Raw genomic sequence first — 17,862 nt, forward strand, 5'->3', positions numbered from 1 at the left:
TTATGCGTTCACCGTGAGTTTCTCCGCCTCGACGCCGTCGACGTTGACGTCGAACTCCGCGTCGTCCGCCACCGTGTACTCCAGGGTCGCCTCCTCGCCGCCGGCGACGCTGGGTGACCACTTCACGAACCACTCGCCGTCGAGGTCGACGACGTTCGCGCCGTCGGAGACGCCGCTCGGCTCCGCGGAGACGATGTCGGTCACGTCGAGCTCCTCGGTCCGGTCCGAGTGGTTCTCGACGACGAGCCTGACGGTGTCGCCGTCGTGCTCGCGCTCGACGCTGACGTTGTTCATGATGCGCGCCATCGCCCCCTCGATGTTCGGCCGCTCGCGCCCGACCACGGCCGACACCTTGTCGGCCATCTCGGGCAGGATGCGGCCGAGCACGTCCTGCTTCTCGCGGCGCTTCTGGAGCGAGCGCCGCTTGTTGAGATACGACTTCAGCTCGCGGGCCGCCTCGCGTACCGCCAGTTCGATCTCGTCTTCGATCTCGGGCAGGTTGGCGAGGGCGTCCTTCGACTCGCTCGTGAACGGGACGTTCGTGGAGGCGACGTGGATCATCACGACCGCCGGCCCGCTCGGCATCCCCGAGCCGCCGGGCTGGTCGAGCCCGTAGTTGCGCCAGCCGATCGACTTCACCACGTCGGTCGTCGCACACGCGCCGCGCTGGTAGACGAGCGGGACGCGGTTGGCGAATCGGAGCAGGTCGACCTGACCCTCCGAGTCGAGTTCGCCGCCGTACGCGATGCCGGCCTCGACGATGAACGGGTCGCCGCCGTGGACCTCGGCGTCCCGCGTCGCCGCCGCGTAGAAGTCCGCGTCGAACTCCTTTTTCAGTCCCGCCTCGACGAGTTCGTCGGTGATGGGCGCGAGACAGTCGGTCGGCGGCGCGAGGATGTCCGTCTCGCGCATCCCCTCGAGCAGGGCGGAGGCCGCGTCGCGGTCGCCCGCGACCTCCTTCACTTTCGGGAGGTCGTCGGGGACGGTGGCCATCCGGGACCACAGCGTCTCGACGACGTTCTCGCGTGCGGTCTCGCCGACGGTCGCGTCGTCGTACTCCTCGGTGTCGGCAGCGGCCTCGTCGACCCACGCGCGGAGGGTCGCCTCCGTCGCCCTGTGCCGTTCGCCGCCGGCGGCGATCCGCCGGGCGAGCCGTTCGGCGAGGCCGTGTTTCGTCTCGTCGTCCTTGCGGGTCGAGGTCGCCTCGTCGACGACGGCGTACAGGTCCGACGTCAGCCGGTCGCGTGCCTCCGCCTCGCCGTCGGGGTCCGAGTCGTATCCGGCCAGTTCGGCCCAGGCGGCTTCGACCGCGTTGTCCCGGACCGTGCTCCCGAACGTGACGTCGTACTCCTCCTCGGTCGCGTCAGCGACGTTGTCGACGACCTCGCGGAGCTCGTGGCGGGCCGTCAGCTCCCGGGAGGTGAGCGTGCTCGTGACCTCCGCGGCGAAGAAGTCGGTCGCCTCGGATCCCTTGTTCGAGACGGCGTCGGTGAGCGCCGAATCGAGATCGGCGTCCACGCCGGCGCTCCAGCCCATCGCCCGGCCGAAGTGGCGGTCGCGGAAGCCGGCACACACCTTGTCGGCGGTCTTCTTGCCGACGCGGGTGAACTCCTCCTGGAGGAAGCCCGAGACGCTGTAGGACTCGGTCGCCTCCAGCATCTTGATGAGCGTCCCGAGTTCGACGCCGTGGGGGTGCGGGCGGATCTCCTCGGTCTCGGCCGGGAGCTGGTCGGTGCCGCGCTCGAACTTCAGCGGCTCGTCGGAGCCCGGTTCGCGGAGTTCAAGCCGCGCGTGGGGGTTGACGACCGCGGTGTGCTTGATGTAGTCGTGGAGCTGTGCCCGGGCGCGCATGTTCGCCTCCATCTCGACCTCGATGCGCGTGCCGTGCGAGCGGTCCCAGGCGGTCGGCTCGTCGGCCTTGATCTCCGGCTCGTTCGTGTCCGTGTCGATGATGAGCTCGAAGTACTGGGCCTCGGCCTGTCCCTTCGGCCGGCTGGTGATCTTCGCCGGCTTGCCGGAGGTGAGCTGCGAGTAGAGGACGGCCGCGGAGATGCCGATCCCCTGCTGCCCGCGCGACTGCTCGCGTGCGTGAAAGCGGGAGCCGTAGAGCAGCTTCCCGAACACCTTCGGGAGCTGTTCCTTGGTGATGCCGGGCCCGTTGTCCTCGACGATCAGCCGGTAGTAGTCGCCGACCTCGCGGATCTCGACGTAGACGTCCGGTCTGATGCCGGCCTCCTCGCAGGCGTCGAGGGCGTTGTCGACCGCCTCCTTGACGGCGGTGACGAGCCCCCGTGCCCCCGAGTCGAAGCCCAGCATGTGCTTGTTCTTCTCGAAGAACTCGGCGATGGAGATCTCGCGCTGGCTCTCGGCCAGCTCGTCGGCGATCCCCTCCTCCTCGCCGAGCTGCGACTGGAACGATGACATTCTCGTGGACCCTCCTACCGGGCGGGGGCTTAAAACGGCTTCTCCAGCGGAGTGGAAGTGAAAACCACCAGCCGACGGGCGCGGAAATCCGGTCCTACGACCCGAAACGGCATCGTTCCGGACCGAAATCGTGCCGTTTCGGACCGAACTCGGCGCGGTTCCCGTACCCAGGGCAGTCCGCAGGAAACCCTCGCCAGAACGCCCAGCGGGCCGGTAGGGCCGCCGTACTTGAGCAGGCGCTTCGGTTCGGACGTGTCCGCTGGTCAGCGTCCGACGCGAGTCGCACATGTGCGCGCGCGTGCGGGGACTTTATAGGAGACGACCAACTACGGGAGGTAAGGTTCCTATGTCTGAGACAGGGGAGAGTGAGTACGGCGCGGGGCAGATTCAGGTTCTGGAAGGGCTCCAGGCCGTTCGCAAGCGCCCGGCGATGTACATCGGCTCCACGGACGCTCGCGGCCTCCATCACCTCGTGTACGAGGTCGTCGACAACTCCATCGACGAGGCACTCGCCGGACACTGCGACGAGATCGGGGTGACCGTCCACGACGACGACTCCGTCTCGGTGTGTGACGACGGGCGCGGCATCCCGGTCGACACCCACGAGAAGTACGACCGCCCGGCCCTGGAGGTCATCATGACCGTCCTCCACGCCGGCGGGAAGTTCGACAACAAGTCCTACCAGGTGTCCGGGGGACTCCATGGCGTCGGCGTCTCGGTGGTGAACGCGCTGAGCGAGAAACTCACCGTCGAGGTGAAACGCGACGGCGCGGTCTGGCACCACGAGTTCGACCGCGGCGAACCGGTCCAGGGCGCGTTCGAACGCGTCCGGGACATGGACGACGACGAGGAGACGGGCACGGAGATCCGGTTCTGGCCCGACGAGGAGATCTTCGAGACGCGCGAGTTCACCTTCGACACGCTCGCGAACCGCCTGCGGGAACTGGCGTTTCTCAACTCGGGCGTCGAGATCGTCCTCGCCGACGAGCGCGACGACACCGAGGAGACGTTCCGGTACGACGGCGGCATCCGCGAGTTCGTCGAGTACCTCAACGAGACCCGGACGCCGCTCCACCGCGACGTCATCTACTTCGAGGACGAGGAGGTCGTCGAGGACGGCCCCGTCCAGGTCGAGGTGGCGATGCAGGCAACCGACGAACTCCAGGGGTCGGTCCACGCGTTCGCCAACAACATCAACACGCGCGAGGGCGGCACCCACCTCACCGGGTTCAAGACCGCGCTCACCCGCGTCGTCAACGACTACGCGAACGACAACGGGCTCATCGGCGACATCGACGGCAACCTCAAGGGCGAGGACGTCCGCGAGGGGCTCACCGCCGTCATCTCGGTCAAACACCCCGATCCGCAGTTCGAGGGACAGACGAAGACGAAACTCGGGAACAGCGAGGTTCGGGGCGTCGTCGAGTCGGCGATGCACCAGCATCTCGCGACGTACTTCGAGGAGCACCCGGACGTCGCGGAGGCGGTCGTCAGCAAGGCCGCGGAGGCCGCACGCGCCCGGATGGCCGCAAAGCAGGCCGAGGAGCTCACCCGCCGGAAGTCCGCCCTCGAAACGACGGCGCTGCCGGGCAAACTCTCGGACTGCCAGTCCCGGGACCCGAGCGAGGCCGAACTGTTCATCGTGGAGGGCGACTCCGCGGGCGGGTCGACCAAGCAGGCCCGGGATCCGGACATCCAGGCGGTCCTGCCCATCCGCGGGAAGGTGCTGAACGTGGAGAAACACCGGCTCGACCGCGTGCTCCAGAACGATCAGATCCGGAACATCGTCACCGCCATCGGCACCGGCATCGGCGACGAGTTCGACATCGAGGACGCGCGCTACCAGAAGATCATCATGGCGACCGACGCCGACGTCGACGGCGCGCACATCCGGACGCTGCTGCTCACGTTCTTCTACCGGCACATGCGCCCGCTGCTGGAGGCAGGATACGTGTACGCGACCAAGCCCCCGCTTTACCGCATCCGCTACCGCGGGAACACGTACGACGCGATGACCGAGGCCGACCGGGAGCGCATCGTCGCCGAGAAGTGCGACGGCAACCCGACGCAGGTCCAGCGGTTCAAGGGCCTCGGCGAGATGAACCCCGAACAGCTCTGGGACACGACGATGGACCCGGACCAGCGCATCCTCAAGCAGATCAACATCGAGGACGCCGCGGCCGCGGACAAGATGTTCAACGTGCTGATGGGCGACGCCGTCGAGCCCCGAAAGCAGTTCATCAAGGACCACGCTCCCGAGGCGGAGTGGGTCGATATTTAGATGGATCGTCTGCGATATTCATCCTCAATCGAGCGACGTCGACCGGACGACGGGGAGGCGCGAAAGCCCTCGGGCTCTCGGCTCGGGGGCCTCGCTGCGCTCCTCGCCTCGGTCGCTCCGCTCCCTCGGCTGCGGTGCTTGCGTCGTCCGCCGTCCCCGAGAGCCCTCGCCCTTTCGGAGTCCGCCAGGAGGCGGTCGTCCCACTTTGGACGCATGCACGCTCACACCCGGCGGCTCGCACGCGCCGGGGTGTGGAGGAGCGCCGCTTCCCGGCCTCCCCGCCAGCGCCGTCGGCTGAACAGCCGGCAGGGTGGGAATCCGGAAGGGGGCGCACGCTCGGCGAACCCCGGACCCGCAAGCACCACAGGCGAGCGTAGCGAGCCGAGGAGCACAGCGCGGTCCGCGGGAGCCGAGCGTGCGCGGGCTTCCGCGAACGTTCCCGCTGTTCCCCGTAGAGACGAATCGACTGACAGCAGCCACGACGCAACCGAAGGCAGATACGAATGAGTTCAGAGCCACCAGTCGACCCCGGCGACGTCAGAGCCGCCCAGGTCGAACACGTCCGCATCGAGGAGGAGATGGAGCAGTCGTACATCGACTACGCGATGTCCGTCATCGCCGGCCGGGCGCTCCCGGACGTCCGTGACGGCCTCAAACCGGTCCACCGGCGCATCCTCTACGCGATGCACGAGATGGGGCTCACCTCGAATACGAGCCACCGGAAGTCCTCCTCCATCGTCGGCGAGACGATGGGTGATTACCACCCGCACGGCGACTCGGCCATCTACGACACGCTCGTCGGCATGGCCCAGGAGTTCTCCATGCGCTACCCGCTCGTGGACGGCCAGGGGAACTTCGGGTCGATGGACGGCGACCCCGCCGCGGCGATGCGGTACACGGAGGCCCGGATGGCCCCCATCGCCGAGGAACTGCTCGAGGACATCGAGCGGGACACCGTCGATTTCGCCTCGAACTACGACGATCGCCTGCAGGAGCCCGAGGTGCTGCCCTCGGCGTACCCGAACCTGCTGGTCAACGGCTCGACCGGCATCGCCGTCGGGATGTCGACGAAGGTTCCCCCGCACAACCTCGGGGAGGTCATCGACGCGACCATCGAACTCATCGACGACCCAGACGCGACAGTCGGTGACCTCATGCAGCACGTCAAGGGGCCCGACTTCCCGACCGGGGCGAACATCGTCGGGCGCAACGCCGTCCGGAAAGCCTACGAGACCGGCCGAGGACGCGTCCGCGTCCGCGCCGAGTTCGAGGTCGAGGAGTTCGACGGTGACCGACGGCGCATCGTCGTCACCGAGGTCCCCTACCAGCAGAACAAGGCGCGCCTCGTCGAGCGCATCGCCGAGGACGTGAACGAGGGCGTCCTCGAGGGAATCTCCGACCTGCGCGACGAGTCCGACCGCGACGGCGTCCGCGTCGTCATCGAACTGAAGCGGGGCGCGAACGTCGAGGTCGTGAAGAACCAGCTCGTCGAGCACCACCTCGAACGGACGTTCGGCGTCATCAACCTCGCGCTGGTCGACGGCCAGCCGCGCGTGCTCACCCTGAAGGAGACGCTCGCGGAGTACATCGACCACCGCAAGGAGGTGGTCACCCGCCGGACCGAGCACGAACTCGGCGAGGCCGAGGACCGCGCGCACATCCTCGAGGGCCGGCTGAAGGCGCTCGACAACGTCGAGGACGTCGTCGAGACGATCCGGAACAGCGAGGACCGCGACGAGGCGAAGGCCGCGCTGCGCGAGACGTTCGACTTCTCGGAGGCCCAGGCCCAGCACATCGTCCGGATGCAGCTCGGCTCGCTCACCTCGCTCGAGGCCGCCGAGATCGAGGAGGAGTACGAGGACGTGATCGCCCGCATCGAGCGACTGGAGGAGATCCTGGCCTCCGAGTCCGAACTGCTGGGCGTCATCAAGTCAGAACTCCGCGAGATCAGGGAGGAGTACGACGACGAGCGCCGGACCGGCTTCGTCGAGGACACCGGCACCGTCACCCACGAGGACCTCATCCCCGAGGAGGAGTCGGTCGTCGTCGTCAGCGAGGACGACTACATCAAGCGGATGCCGGCCGCCGAATTCCGCGCGCAGAACCGCGGCGGGAAGGGCATCATCGGCGCGGATCTGAAGGAGGGCGACCGCGTCTCCTCGGTGTTTCTCGCCTCGACCCACGACTACCTGCTCTGTTTCACCACCCACGGACAGGTGTACCAGCTGAAGACGTACCAGGTGCCCGAGATGGGCCGCACGGCCCGCGGGAAGTCCGCCGTCAACGTGCTCGATCTCGACGACGGCGAGGAGATCACCGCGGTCGTCAACTGCGACGACATCGGCGGCGCGGGTGCGAGGGACGGCGACGACGCTGACGGCGACGCGGACGCCGCGACCGGCGTCGACGGGGACGAGGCCCCGGACCAGTACCTCACGATGGTCACCCGCGACGGCTACGTGAAACGAACCGCGGGCGAGGAGTTCCGAAACATCCTCTCGACGGGCATCCGGGCCATCAAACTCGAGGACGGCGACGAACTCGCCGACGTCGAGGTGACCGACGGCAGCCGCGACCTCGTCATCGGCACCCGCGGCGGCATGGCGATCCGGTTCGACGAGTCCGAGGTGCGTGCGATGGGCCGCTCCGCGCGCGGCGTCCGGGGCATCGATCTGGAGGCCGGCGACAGCGTCGCCGGCCTGGCCGCCATCGACCCGGCCCAGCACGACTGGGTGCTCACGGTGACGCGAAACGGCTACGGCAAGCGGACCGACCTCGACGAGTACCGCGTCCAGAGCCGCAACGGCAAGGGGCTCATCGACATCAAGACGAACGAACGGAACGGCCCGTCCATCGCGGTCGAGGCGGTCACGTACGGCGATCACCTGTTCGCCATGAGCGAGCGCGGCCAGATCGTGCGCACCCGCGTCGAGGACGTCTCCACCATCGGGCGGAACACGATGGGCGTCACGGTGATGGCGCTCGACGAGGCTGACTCGGTGGCGACGGTCGACGTGCTGCCCGCCGCCCGCGTCGAGGATTCGGCGGACGACGACGAATAACGGATCCGCGGCCCCGGGAACGCGGTCGCCGATCACCGATCGGGTTCCCTCCTCAGTCCGCCCCGGTGTCCTCGAGTTCGTAGTACGCGTCACAGCAGGCGGTCGACTCGACGCGCCGGGCCTGTTTCGCGGGCGGCAACTCGGCGAGCCGCGTCGTCTCGCACCGGCGACAGCGATCGAACAGTACGTCGCCGCAGTCACGACACCGCAGCAGGTAGCGACCCCGGTGGAACGCGGGACAGTGCGGGTCGGCGTCGACGGCCTCGGCGCGCCGTCGGAACCACGCGCCGTGGCCGGTCGTCCCGAATCGCTGGAACTGCTCGACGTGAACGAGTTCGTGACGGAGCGTCCGTCGCCACTCCGCCTCGTCGTAGGCGTCGACCGCCCGGCGGGAACAGACGACCTCGCAGGCGTCCAGGCTGTCGAACCGCGACCGGTCGAGCACGTCGCCGTGTTCCCGACGAACCTCCCGCCAGTCGACGGGGCGACCGACCTCGGTGCCCGGAAGCTTCGGGTGTTTCACCGCGGCCGCCCGGCGCTTCGCGCGGTCGGAGACGCTCCACCCGACGTTGCGGTCGAGGCTCACCTCGACGTCGAACTCGATGACCGCCACCCGGGCGTAGCGCTCGCTGTAGGCCACGATCTCCGCGTCCGTCCCGACGTCGTCGAAGTCGATATCGACCGTGGCGGGAGGACGATAATCGTTCTGTCGGTGCCGGTTCACCGGCGCACGTCCGGCGTGTCGCCGCCCGGGACCCGCCCGACCGATCAGGAACGGAACGGCCGCGCGAGTCGCCGAAGGATTCGTCTCCCGTTCGAGCGGACGAACGCGACCGCACCGACCTTCGACTCGTCGAGGGCGTACCGGTCGGCCTCGGCTGGGTCGTCGTCCACCCGGTACACGACGTCGTCGTCGGTGGCGAACGCGAGCGCCTCGCGGACGCGCGACTCGGTGAGGTCACAGGCCTCGGCGAGTTCGGGGACGGTCCGTGGCGCCTTCTCCAGTTCGTCGGTGATCAGGTGAGCGTGGTTCATCACCAGCATCACCTCGCCGGCGTCCATCTCCTCGTCCCGCTCGCTCCAGGGTTCCCGGTCGGGGCCGCGGCGGGCGTCGAGGAGGAACCAGCCGCCGGCGAGGGCGGTGAGGGCGGGGAACCACGCCGGGCCGCCGGTCCCCGCTCCGGCCGTGAGTTCGTAGGTCAGCCACGCGAGGCTGGCGAGGAGGATGAACACGCCCTCGCCGACGGCTAACGACTGGTCGTCGATGCTCGGTGTCTCCCGGAGGACCCCTCTCGACTCGATCAGCACGACTCCCAGTGCGATCCCCACGGTCGTCCAGACGGAGTCGGTGAACCAGTAGACGAGCGCGAGGATCGCGACCATCGGGAGGGCGTTTCGAACCGTGAGTCGCTCACGGGCGATTCGGGCGATGGCTGACATCGTATCGGAGGGACGCGGCCTCGCCCATTAATGTTCCCGACCGGATCGTTTCTCGCGTGCCGACGGGTCCTCGATCGACGGACCCGACGAGCGAGGGGGCACCCGGAAACGTGGCCCGTGCTACAGAATCTTCTTCCCGAACGCGCTGGCGGCGAGTTCGGTCGCCAGCTCCCCGGTCTCGTTGTGCTCGTCGAGCACCGGGTTCACCTCGACCACCTCCATCGAGCGGAGCGCCCCCGAGCGCGCGACCCGCTCCATCGCGTAGTGAGCCTCCCGGTAGGTGACGCCGCCGCGGACCGGCGTCCCGACGCCGGGCGCGATGCCGGGGTCGAGCCAGTCCATGTCGAGGCTGACGTGGACGCCCTCGACGTCGTCGCTCGCGACCGAGATGGCCGCCTCGACGACGTCGGTGATGCCGCGCTCGTCGATGTCCGACATCGTGAACGCGGTCATCTCGCCCTCGTGGATCGCTTCCCGCTCGGAGTCGTCCAGCGACCGCAGGCCGACGTAGACGAAGTTCTCCTCCCGGAGCCCCGGCGCGTTCGCCCACTCGACGCCGTCCCACTCGCGGTAGCCCATGGCGGCGGCGACCGGCATGCCGTGGACGTTGCCCGACGGGGAGGTCGTCGGGGTGTTGTAGTCGCCGTGGGCGTCGAACCAGATCGCGCCGACGTCCGCGTCTCTCGCGCTCCCGCCGATCGTGCCGATGGCGACCGAGTGGTCCCCGCCGAGCACGAGCGGCGTCGCGCCGTCGGCGATGGTGTTGGCCACCTCGTCGGCCAGACGGGTGCACACCTCCTCCGTCTCGCGGAGGAACTTCGCGTTCCCCTCGCTCGGGGTGCGGTAGTCGGGGTCGCGCTCCTCGGCGCGCGGGACGAGGAGGTCGCCCACGTCCGTCGTCGCCACGCCTGCGGCGGCGAGTTCGGCACCGAGACCGCCGTACCGGATCGCCGACGGTCCCATGTCAACGCCGCGTCGGTCCTGTCCGTAGTCGGTGGGGACGCCGATGATGCGAACCGCGCTCATGTCCGAACAGTCCCCCGTCGCCGGTAAAGCGGTGTCGAAGGCGACGACTCCGGCGGCGGTCCGCGGTCGAAAGTGACGACCGCGATGGCGATCGTTTTCGGCCGCAGGACCGCAGAACGGCGCGTCCTCGGCTCAGTCCAGATACGGCGCGCAGACGCGGCGAACGCCCTCCTCGAAGCCGATCTGTGGCTCCCAGCCGGTCGCCTCGTGGACCTTCGAGACGTCCGCCTTCGTGTCGTGGACGTAGCCGTCGAACGGCGTCTCGACGTACTCGGGGTCGACGTCGGTGCCGAGCGCGTCGTTGATCATCGAGACCATCTCGTTGAACGTGTAGCTCTCGCCGGTCCCGAGGTTGTAGACGCCGTCGAGCCGGTGATCAGCGACGGTCTCGATGCCGCGGACGACGTCCTCGACGTGGGTGAAATCGCGGGTCTGGGAGCCGTCGCCGAACAGTTCCGGCGCGGTGCCGTTCGCGATCAGGTCGGCGAACTGGGCGACCGTGTTGGCGTACTCCCCCTTGTGTTCCTCCGCGCCGGCGAAGCCCTGGTAGACGGAGAAGAATCGGAGCCCCGCGACGTCCATCCCGTGGTGGTTGCGGTAGTAGTCGGCGTACTGCTCGCGCGCGAGCTTCGACGCCTCGTAGCCCGTGCGCGCCTCGACGTCCATCTCCTCGGGTGAGGGTTCGGTTCGACTGCCGTAGATGGAGGAGGTGGAGGCGTAGACGACCCGATCACAGCCGGTCCGACGCGCCTGCTCGACCGTGTTGACGAACCCCTCGACGTTCACGCGTGCCCCTCGCGCCGGGTCCTCCTCGTGCATGTTCCGCGAGGACATCGCCGCGAGGTGGAACACGACGTCCACGTCGGCCGGGAGGTCACCGTCGAGCACCGAGGCCTCGACGAACTCCACGTCGTCCCCGAGGTTCTCGGGCGTTCCCAGGTAGAGGTCGTCGAGCGCGACGACGTCGTTGTCCGCGGCCAGTCGGTTCGCGAGGTTGGAGCCGATGAAGCCGGCCCCGCCAGTGACCAGAACCCGCTTGCCCTGCATACCCTGAGGGGGTAGAGCCTGCGGCAAAGCGGTGTCGGTCGCTCGTCCCCGGATCGCCGCGAGCGTTCCGTGGTTTTATGCGGGTTCCGGCGCAAACCCCATTTAAATGTCGTCCATCGAACTCACCGACAGCCAGCGAAAGATCCTCAACGAGCTCGTAAACCTCTCCAGGGAGCAGGAGGGCGCAGTGAAGGGCGAGACGATCGCCGAGGCCGTCGAGCGCAACCCCGGCACGATCCGGAACCAGATGCAGAGCCTCAAGGCGCTCCAGCTGGTCGAGGGGGTCCCCGGTCCGAAAGGGGGGTACAAGCCGACCGCGACCGCCTTCGAGGCGCTCGACCTCCAGGACTTGGACGAGCCGGCCGCGACGCCGCTCCACCACGAGGGGGAGAAGCTCGAGAACGTCAACGTCCAGGAGATCAACCTCACGTCGGTCCACCACCCCGAGCTGTGCCGGGCCGAGATCCACCTGCAGGGATCGGCACGTGACTTCCACGAGGGCGACTCCGTCGTCGTCGGCCCGACGCCCCTCTCGAAGCTCACCATCGAGGGAACCGTCGACGGGAAGGACGAGACCGCGAGCGTCCTCATCCTGAAGATCGACGGGATGAAGGCGCCCTCCGAGGAGCCGTCACACTGAATCGGGCCGGTTCGAGACGACGGTTTCCGGGACCGATCCCGATGGAGGACTTTCGGCATTCCCCGAGAATCGAGCGTTCGCGTCGGTCGCCGTCGCCCGCTCGGATCGACCGACGGTCTCACCGCTGGCTGTTCGACGTGACCGACAACTGACCTCGAGGACGGACGTCCGTCGTTTTCCTGCCGTTACATGTCGCCCCAGGCGTTGAGTCCCCGTCCGTACGAGGAGACCGAGGCGATCCAGCGCGCGGCGATGGCCTTCTTCAGCAGCTTCGCGCCGGTGCCGCCGAAGGTGTTGATCGGAACGCCCTGCACGTCGTGGGCGACCGCCTGCTCGCCGACCGAGATGACCGTCCCCTTGTCGTCGTGTTGCCACGAGCGGAGCGGCGCGCCGCGGACCGCGCGCGCGAGGTTCTCGCCCGCGACCTCGGCGGCCTGCCAGGCGGCCTGCGCGGTCGGCGGTGCCACGTCGTCGTCGCCCTGGTCGATCAGCGCGCTGTCGCCGATGGCGAACACGCGGTCGTCGCTCGTCTCGAAGGTGGACTCGGCGAACACGCGGTTCGAGCGCTCGTCCTTCTCCAGGTCGACCTCGGTGATCTCCTCCTGGCCGGTGATGCCGCCGGTCCACAGGAGGATGTCGTAGGGAAGCTCCTCTGGCTCCTCGTCCTCGCCGCCGCCCAGATAGGCCGCGTCCTCGTCGACCTTGGAGATGAAGTCGCCGGTGAGGATGTCGATGTCCTTCCCGAGCAGGCGCTTGCGGAGGGCTCCCTGCACCTCGGGATCGTTGCCCGGGAACACCTCGTCGAGCCCCTCGACGAGCGAGATGTCGATCGGCGAGCGCGTCGCGTCGCGGTACTCGGCGATCTCGCCGGCCGCCTGGATGCCCGAGAGCCCCGCGCCGCCGACGAGCACCGTCGCCGGATCCATCTCGGTCGCGTCCTCGGCTGCCGTCTCGAGTTCCCGGTGGATCTCTCGGGCGTCGTCGAGCCCCTTCAGCGTGAGCGAGTGTTCGCGGAGCCCGTCGATGCCGTAGAACGCCGTCGCCGAGCCGACCCCGACCAGCAGGTAGTCGTAGTCGATATCGGCGCCGTCCTCGGTCTCGACCGTGCGCTCGTCGGTGTCGACGTCGGTGACGCGCCCCTTGCGGAACTCGGTCGAGTCGTCCTTGATCTCCTCGACGGGGATCGCGACCTTCGACTCCACCGACGGGTCGCGGATGCAGCGGTGGACCTCGTGGAGCACGAGGTGGTAGTCGTGCTCGGAGACCCACGTCAGCGTCGCCTCACCGGGTTCGATCTCCTCCTCGAACGCCTTCACAGCGCCTGCACCGGCGTAGCCCGAGCCGATGACGACGACGTTCGTACTCATGGCCGGCGATTTCGAGTCCTGGAATAAATGGGTATTGAAACGGCCTCCAACGTGCAACGTTGCCGTGACCGGTTCTCCTATCCGGTTCGGCCGGATTCGGGCATCGCCGTGTGGGGCCGTGTCGAGCGAACCGGTCGCAGTTCGTCGGTGACGCCCCGAACGCGGGACCACCCCTGCCGGGGTGTCGTGCCGGCTACTCCAGCGAGAGGCCCGCGTGCCAGCGGTCGACGCCGGCCTCGGCTTTCACCCGGTCCATCCGCGCGAGCAACGCGGCCGCGAGGCTCGCACACTCGACGGCGCGCGACTCGCCCTCGGTTCTGAACTCGCCGGTGATCCGGTTCGCGTACACCGTACAGACGGCACCGGCCCGGAGGCCGTACACGTTCGCGATGGTCATGATCGCCGACGCCTCCATCTCGATGTTCTTCACGTTCGCCTCGCGGAGCTCCTCGACGAGCGAGTCCGCGCCGGCGGCCTCGAACCCCTCGAACCCGGGTCGACCCTGCCCGGCATAGAAGGAGTCGGCCGACATCGTGAGGCCGACGTGGTAGTCGTACCCGAGCCGCTCGGCGGCGGCGACGAGCGCCGAGACGACCTCGTGGTCGGCGCTCGCTGGGTAGTCCTCCCGGACGTACTCCTTGCTCGTCCCTTCCTGCCGGACGCCCCCCGAGGTGATGACGAGATCGCCGACGTCCATCCCCTCCTGGATCGCCCCGCAGGAGCCGACCCGGATGAACGTGTCGACGCCGACCCGCGCGAGCTCCTCGACCGCGATGGCCGCCGAGGGAGAGCCGATGCCGGTCGAGGTGACCGAGAGCGCCTCGTCGTCGTACGTGCCCGTGGCGGTGCGGTACTCGCGATGCTGGCCGACCTCGACGTGGTCGTCCCAGACCGCCGTCACCTTGTCCACGCGCTCGGGATTGCCCGGAAGCAGAACCGTGTCCGCCATGTCGTCGGACCCGACTTCGACGTGGTACTGCACGTCATCGTTGGGATCCTCGCTCGCGTCGGTCATGCCACGTGGATTCGGCGAGGCCGGTGTTAGTCCTTCCGCGTTCCGTGCGTCGTGCCCCCCTCGGCGTCGGGAATCACGCCCGAGTCGGGTCGGGACGCGGGGACGACCGCCCCCGTGTTTAAGCGATTCCCGCGAGATACGCGTCCATGAGCAGCGCGCCCGACCCGGGACTCGTCCCGGAGAACCCGGCCGCCGCGTACGGCTTCGACGCCGCCTACCGCGGCGCGCCGCCGAACTGGGACATCGGCCGTCCCCAGCGGGCGTTCGTTCACCTCGAGGAGACCGGACGGATCGGCCGGCGCGTGCTGGAGGTCGGCTGTGGAACCGGCGAACTGTCGCTGTATCTCGCCCGCCACGGCCACGACGTGTTGGGGATCGATTTCGCGCCGAGCGCCATCGCGCAGGCCCGGAGCAAGGCGCGCTGGCGACGCGTTCCCGCCCACTTTCTCGTCTGGGACGCGCTGAAGCTCCCCGAACTCGGCGTCCGCGTCGACACCGTGCTCGACTCGGCGATGCTCCACTGTCTCGGCGAGGCCGAACAGGCGCGGTTCGTCGACGGGCTGGCGAGCGTCCTCGATCCGGGCGGGAGCTACTTCCTGCTGTGTGACGTGAAGCCGGAGGGTGCGAGCTACTTCCACGGGGCGTCGCTCTCGCGCTCGGAGATCGAACGGCTGTTCGCCGGCCCGGAGTGGGAACTCGAGTCCGTCTCCGAGACGGTGTTCGAACGCCGGGCGTCCCACAACCCGGCGTACCTCGTCGGCGTCACGCGAACGTGAGCCGCTTTCGCCCGACGGTCGCGGAACTCAGTCGTCGCCCTCGCGGGCCGCCTCGGCGTCCTCCAGCGTCTCCAGGCTGATGGTGTTCGGGAGGAGTTCGCCGAGCGTGTAGCTGGCGACGTCGTCCCCCTCGTCACAGACCACCTCCGTGTCGCCCGCGCAAAACTCCGCGAGCGTCTGCCGGCACATCCCGCAGGGCGTGACGCCGTCCCGGGCCGCGGAGGCGACGGCGACGCGTTCGAACGAGTCGTGGCCGTTCTTCACCGCCTCGCCGATGGCGACTTCCTCGGCGTGCAGCGAGTTGGAGTAGTTCGCGTTCTCGACGTTGCAGCCGACGAAGACGGAGCCGTCGGTGGTCCGGACGGCCGCGCCGACCGGGTACTCCGAGTACGGGACGTAGGCGTCTGCGAACGCTTCGCGGGCCCTGACGAGCAGCGGGTCATCGGTCGGGTCGGCGCCGCCGTCGGTGGCGTCGGTCATGGGTGTGGTAGGCTCCATGGCCGGCCACATAAATCCCGACAGACCCTTGGCGGGGGCGGTCGAAGGTCGGCCGTGCACAGCCAGGACGCCCGGCACGACGGCGAGGTCGCGGCCGGCGGGGACGGACGGCGGTACCTCGTCGGTGCAGGCGCCGCGGTGACGCTGTTCGCCGCGACCGCGGGGTTCCTGCTCGCCGCCAACAACGCCGTCAACGGGGTGACGGTGTTCGGGACGGTTCACGTCCCGGGCACGCCGGCGGCGATGGCGCTCTACGGCGCGCTCCTCTCGGTACTGCTCCTGCTCGCCCTGTTCTCGCTGGTCTCGCTCGCGTCCCGCTACGACGAGGACGCCACGTAACCCGGACCGGGCGGTCCGAGAGCGGATTGCTTTTGTGCCGTCACGGCCCAGTGGGAACATGGCAACGACGCCGGAGACCGACGGCGACGTCGCCGCGGGCACGGCCGACCCGGACGGCGCAGGCGAGGGCGACGGCACCGAGGGCCGGACCCGCAAACGCGGCGTCCTCGCCACGCTGCCGTTCCTCGCCATCGGCATCGCGGACGTCATCCTGCTGCTGGAGGTCGGCCTGGAACCGCTCTGGGGCTTTGCTATCCTGCCGCCGATCCTCTTCTGTTCGGTGCTGGCCTACCTGGTGTTCTCCACGGACTTCCTCGAGGACCGCACCTGAGCGTCGACGTCGCTGGCGACGATGCCGTTCGCAGACGTTCACGGCCGCCCTCCCGACGCGACTCGATCCGCGGGTCACCCGCCGGTGTCGTACTTGTAGGTCGCCTCGTCCGGGTCGATGCCGAAGTCCTCGGCCGTGTCCTCGGGTTCGGGGGCCGGCTCGTCCGCCATCGGCTTCGCGTTCTTGAACGCCTCCCTGAGTTCGCCCGGCACGGCGAACGACTCGCGTTTGAGCACGAGCGGTACGGCTTCGGCCTGTTGCTCGCGGACGGTCCCGAGCCGCTCCCGCATCGGTTCGGGGAGCGCGGACTCCTCGACCGCTTCGAAGCCGAACTGGGTCAGGTAGTCCGCGGTCTCGGTGAAACAGTAGACGACGTCGAAGCCGTCGTCGCCGGCTTCGTCGACGAGCCGTTCGAGGATGTGTGCGCCGACGCCCTGACCGCGCCAGGCGGGCAACACGCCGATGCTCGTCAGCTCACAGAAGTCGCCCCCGTCGGTCTTGTGGAGCCGGAACCGCCCGAACCCCGCGCGGTCGTTGCGTCCCTCCTCGACCGCGATGACGTAGTCACGGGACCGGAACGAGCCCTCGTCCAACCCCATCTCCTCGATGTGGTCGAGCAGCCAGACCTCGTCCCGGTTCCTGGCATCACGGACGTACATAACTGACTCTACGCGGCGGGGTGGAAAATCGTTTTGGCGAGGTGGGGGACGGCCCCCGTCACCAACGGCGCGCCGTTCGGTCGCCGCCATCTCACCGTCGCTCCATCAGGCCGTCATCGGCCCCCGCCGCGCGCGGGCCGTCGTCGACCCGGCTACTCCCGAACCCTCACCGCGCCGTCCACCCGCCGTCGACGGAGAGACACGTACCGGTGACGTAGGCCGCAGCCTCGGAGGCCAGAAACACGACGGGGCCGGCGACCTCCGCCGGCTCCGCGAACCGTCCCATCGGGGTCCGGTCGAGGACGGACCGACGCAACTCGTCGTTCTCCGCGATGCCCGCAGTCAGGTCGGTCAGCACGTACCCCGGCGCGACGGCGTTCACCCGGACGTCGGGCGCCCAGGACAGCGCCATGCTCTTGGTCACGCCGACGAGGCCGTGCTTCGAGGCGACGTACGGGTGCTGGCGCGGGAGGCCGACCAGCCCCCCGACGCTGGCGACGTTCACCAGCGACCCGCCGCCGTCGGCCCGGAGCGCAGGCGCCGCCGCGCGGGCACACCGCAGCGCCCCCTCCAGGTTCACGTCGAGGACGGTCCGGGTGCCCTCCTCGGTCGTTTCCTCCGGCGTCCCGAGCGCGCCGCGCGGGTTCACCCCGGCGTTGTTGACGACGACGTCGAGCCGGCCGAACTCGGACTCGACGGCGTCGAACAGGTCCATCACCGCGTCCGCGTCGGTCACGTCGGTCGGGCGGACGAGCGAGTTCACGCCCTCGGCCTCGACGGCCGCGGCGGCGTCCTCGACGTCCTCGCGCGTTCTGGAGGTCGGCACCACGTCGGCGCCGGCGCGGGCCAGGCCCAGCGCGATGGCCCGTCCGATGCCGCGCGTCCCGCCGGTCACGACCGCGGTTCGTCCGGAGAGGTCGAAGCTGGCGTCCGGGTCGAACTCGTCCATGCCGGGTG

The 17,862-nt window shown here is 69.0% G+C and carries 16 protein-coding genes; 6 read left to right on the forward strand and 10 right to left on the reverse strand.

What is annotated here, in order from left to right:
• Positions 1-2,424, reverse strand: a complete 2,424-nt coding sequence (locus RJT50_RS06545) for a DNA topoisomerase VI subunit B (protein WP_313695209.1) — start codon at positions 2,422-2,424, stop codon at positions 1-3.
• Positions 2,425-2,770: 346 nt separating this feature from the next.
• On the opposite strand from RJT50_RS06545, the gene gyrB reads away from it, so the two are divergent.
• Positions 2,771-4,705 carry a DNA topoisomerase (ATP-hydrolyzing) subunit B gene (gene gyrB, locus RJT50_RS06550; RefSeq protein WP_313695210.1) on the forward strand — a complete coding sequence of 645 codons (1,935 nt, stop codon included), beginning with the start codon at positions 2,771-2,773 and terminating at the stop codon, positions 4,703-4,705.
• Positions 4,706-5,208: 503 nt separating this feature from the next.
• On the forward strand, positions 5,209-7,767 hold the full coding sequence (gene gyrA, locus RJT50_RS06555) for a DNA gyrase subunit A (protein WP_313695211.1): 2,559 nt from the start codon (positions 5,209-5,211) through the stop codon (positions 7,765-7,767).
• Positions 7,768-7,819: 52 nt separating this feature from the next.
• Here the strand turns inward: gyrA and RJT50_RS06560 are convergent, their stop codons facing one another.
• The 4 genes from RJT50_RS06560 to RJT50_RS06575 form a co-directional block, all read right to left on the reverse strand.
• A complete protein-coding gene (locus RJT50_RS06560) occupies positions 7,820-8,491 on the reverse strand; it encodes a SprT-like domain-containing protein (protein WP_313695212.1) in 672 nt (223 codons plus the stop codon).
• A 44-nt stretch (positions 8,492-8,535) separates the two neighbouring features.
• The gene (locus tag RJT50_RS06565; RefSeq protein ID WP_313695213.1) at positions 8,536-9,207 is read right to left on the reverse strand and encodes a hypothetical protein; all 672 of its coding nucleotides are present in this window, start codon (positions 9,205-9,207) and stop codon (positions 8,536-8,538) included.
• A gap of 120 nt (positions 9,208-9,327) precedes the next feature.
• Positions 9,328-10,233 (reverse strand): arginase, encoded by a 906-nt coding sequence (gene rocF / locus RJT50_RS06570; protein WP_313695214.1) that lies wholly within the window; start codon positions 10,231-10,233, stop codon positions 9,328-9,330.
• A 132-nt stretch (positions 10,234-10,365) separates the two neighbouring features.
• Positions 10,366-11,280 carry an NAD-dependent epimerase/dehydratase family protein gene (locus RJT50_RS06575; RefSeq protein ID WP_313695215.1) on the reverse strand — a complete coding sequence of 305 codons (915 nt, stop codon included), beginning with the start codon at positions 11,278-11,280 and terminating at the stop codon, positions 10,366-10,368.
• Positions 11,281-11,386: 106 nt separating this feature from the next.
• Between RJT50_RS06575 and RJT50_RS06580 the strand changes: the two genes are divergently transcribed.
• Positions 11,387-11,920, forward strand: coding sequence for an HTH domain-containing protein (locus RJT50_RS06580; protein ID WP_313695216.1), 534 nt, complete (start codon positions 11,387-11,389; stop codon positions 11,918-11,920).
• A 185-nt stretch (positions 11,921-12,105) separates the two neighbouring features.
• Here the strand turns inward: RJT50_RS06580 and RJT50_RS06585 are convergent, their stop codons facing one another.
• Complete coding sequence (locus RJT50_RS06585; RefSeq protein ID WP_313695217.1) at positions 12,106-13,287, reverse strand: NAD(P)/FAD-dependent oxidoreductase; 1,182 nt, start codon at positions 13,285-13,287, stop codon at positions 12,106-12,108.
• Between the two features lie 193 nt (positions 13,288-13,480).
• Positions 13,481-14,302 (reverse strand): nucleoside phosphorylase, encoded by an 822-nt coding sequence (locus RJT50_RS06590; RefSeq protein ID WP_313695218.1) that lies wholly within the window; start codon positions 14,300-14,302, stop codon positions 13,481-13,483.
• Between the two features lie 146 nt (positions 14,303-14,448).
• On the opposite strand from RJT50_RS06590, the gene RJT50_RS06595 reads away from it, so the two are divergent.
• A complete protein-coding gene (locus RJT50_RS06595; RefSeq protein WP_313695219.1) occupies positions 14,449-15,078 on the forward strand; it encodes a class I SAM-dependent methyltransferase in 630 nt (209 codons plus the stop codon).
• A gap of 27 nt (positions 15,079-15,105) precedes the next feature.
• On the opposite strand, the gene cdd is transcribed toward RJT50_RS06595, so the two are convergent.
• Positions 15,106-15,558, reverse strand: a complete 453-nt coding sequence (cdd, locus tag RJT50_RS06600) for a cytidine deaminase (protein WP_313695220.1) — start codon at positions 15,556-15,558, stop codon at positions 15,106-15,108.
• 72 nt (positions 15,559-15,630) lie between these two features.
• Here cdd and RJT50_RS06605 point away from each other — a divergent pair, with 72 nt between their 5' ends.
• Both RJT50_RS06605 and RJT50_RS06610 read left to right on the forward strand, forming a co-directional pair.
• Entirely contained in the window at positions 15,631-15,915 is a 285-nt protein-coding gene (locus RJT50_RS06605; protein WP_313695221.1) for a DUF7520 family protein, read from the forward strand.
• Between the two features lie 58 nt (positions 15,916-15,973).
• A complete protein-coding gene (locus RJT50_RS06610) occupies positions 15,974-16,246 on the forward strand; it encodes a DUF8142 family protein (protein ID WP_313695222.1) in 273 nt (90 codons plus the stop codon).
• Between the two features lie 74 nt (positions 16,247-16,320).
• On the opposite strand, the gene RJT50_RS06615 is transcribed toward RJT50_RS06610, so the two are convergent.
• Positions 16,321-16,905 carry a GNAT family N-acetyltransferase gene (locus tag RJT50_RS06615; RefSeq protein ID WP_313695223.1) on the reverse strand — a complete coding sequence of 195 codons (585 nt, stop codon included), beginning with the start codon at positions 16,903-16,905 and terminating at the stop codon, positions 16,321-16,323.
• Positions 16,906-17,071: 166 nt separating this feature from the next.
• Positions 17,072-17,854, reverse strand: a complete 783-nt coding sequence (locus RJT50_RS06620; RefSeq protein ID WP_313695224.1) for an SDR family NAD(P)-dependent oxidoreductase — start codon at positions 17,852-17,854, stop codon at positions 17,072-17,074.
• Positions 17,855-17,862 lie beyond the last annotated feature (8 nt).

The organism is Halobaculum sp. XH14, from assembly GCF_032116555.1.
GTDB classification, from domain to species: Archaea; Halobacteriota; Halobacteria; order Halobacteriales; family Haloferacaceae; genus Halorarum; species Halorarum halobium.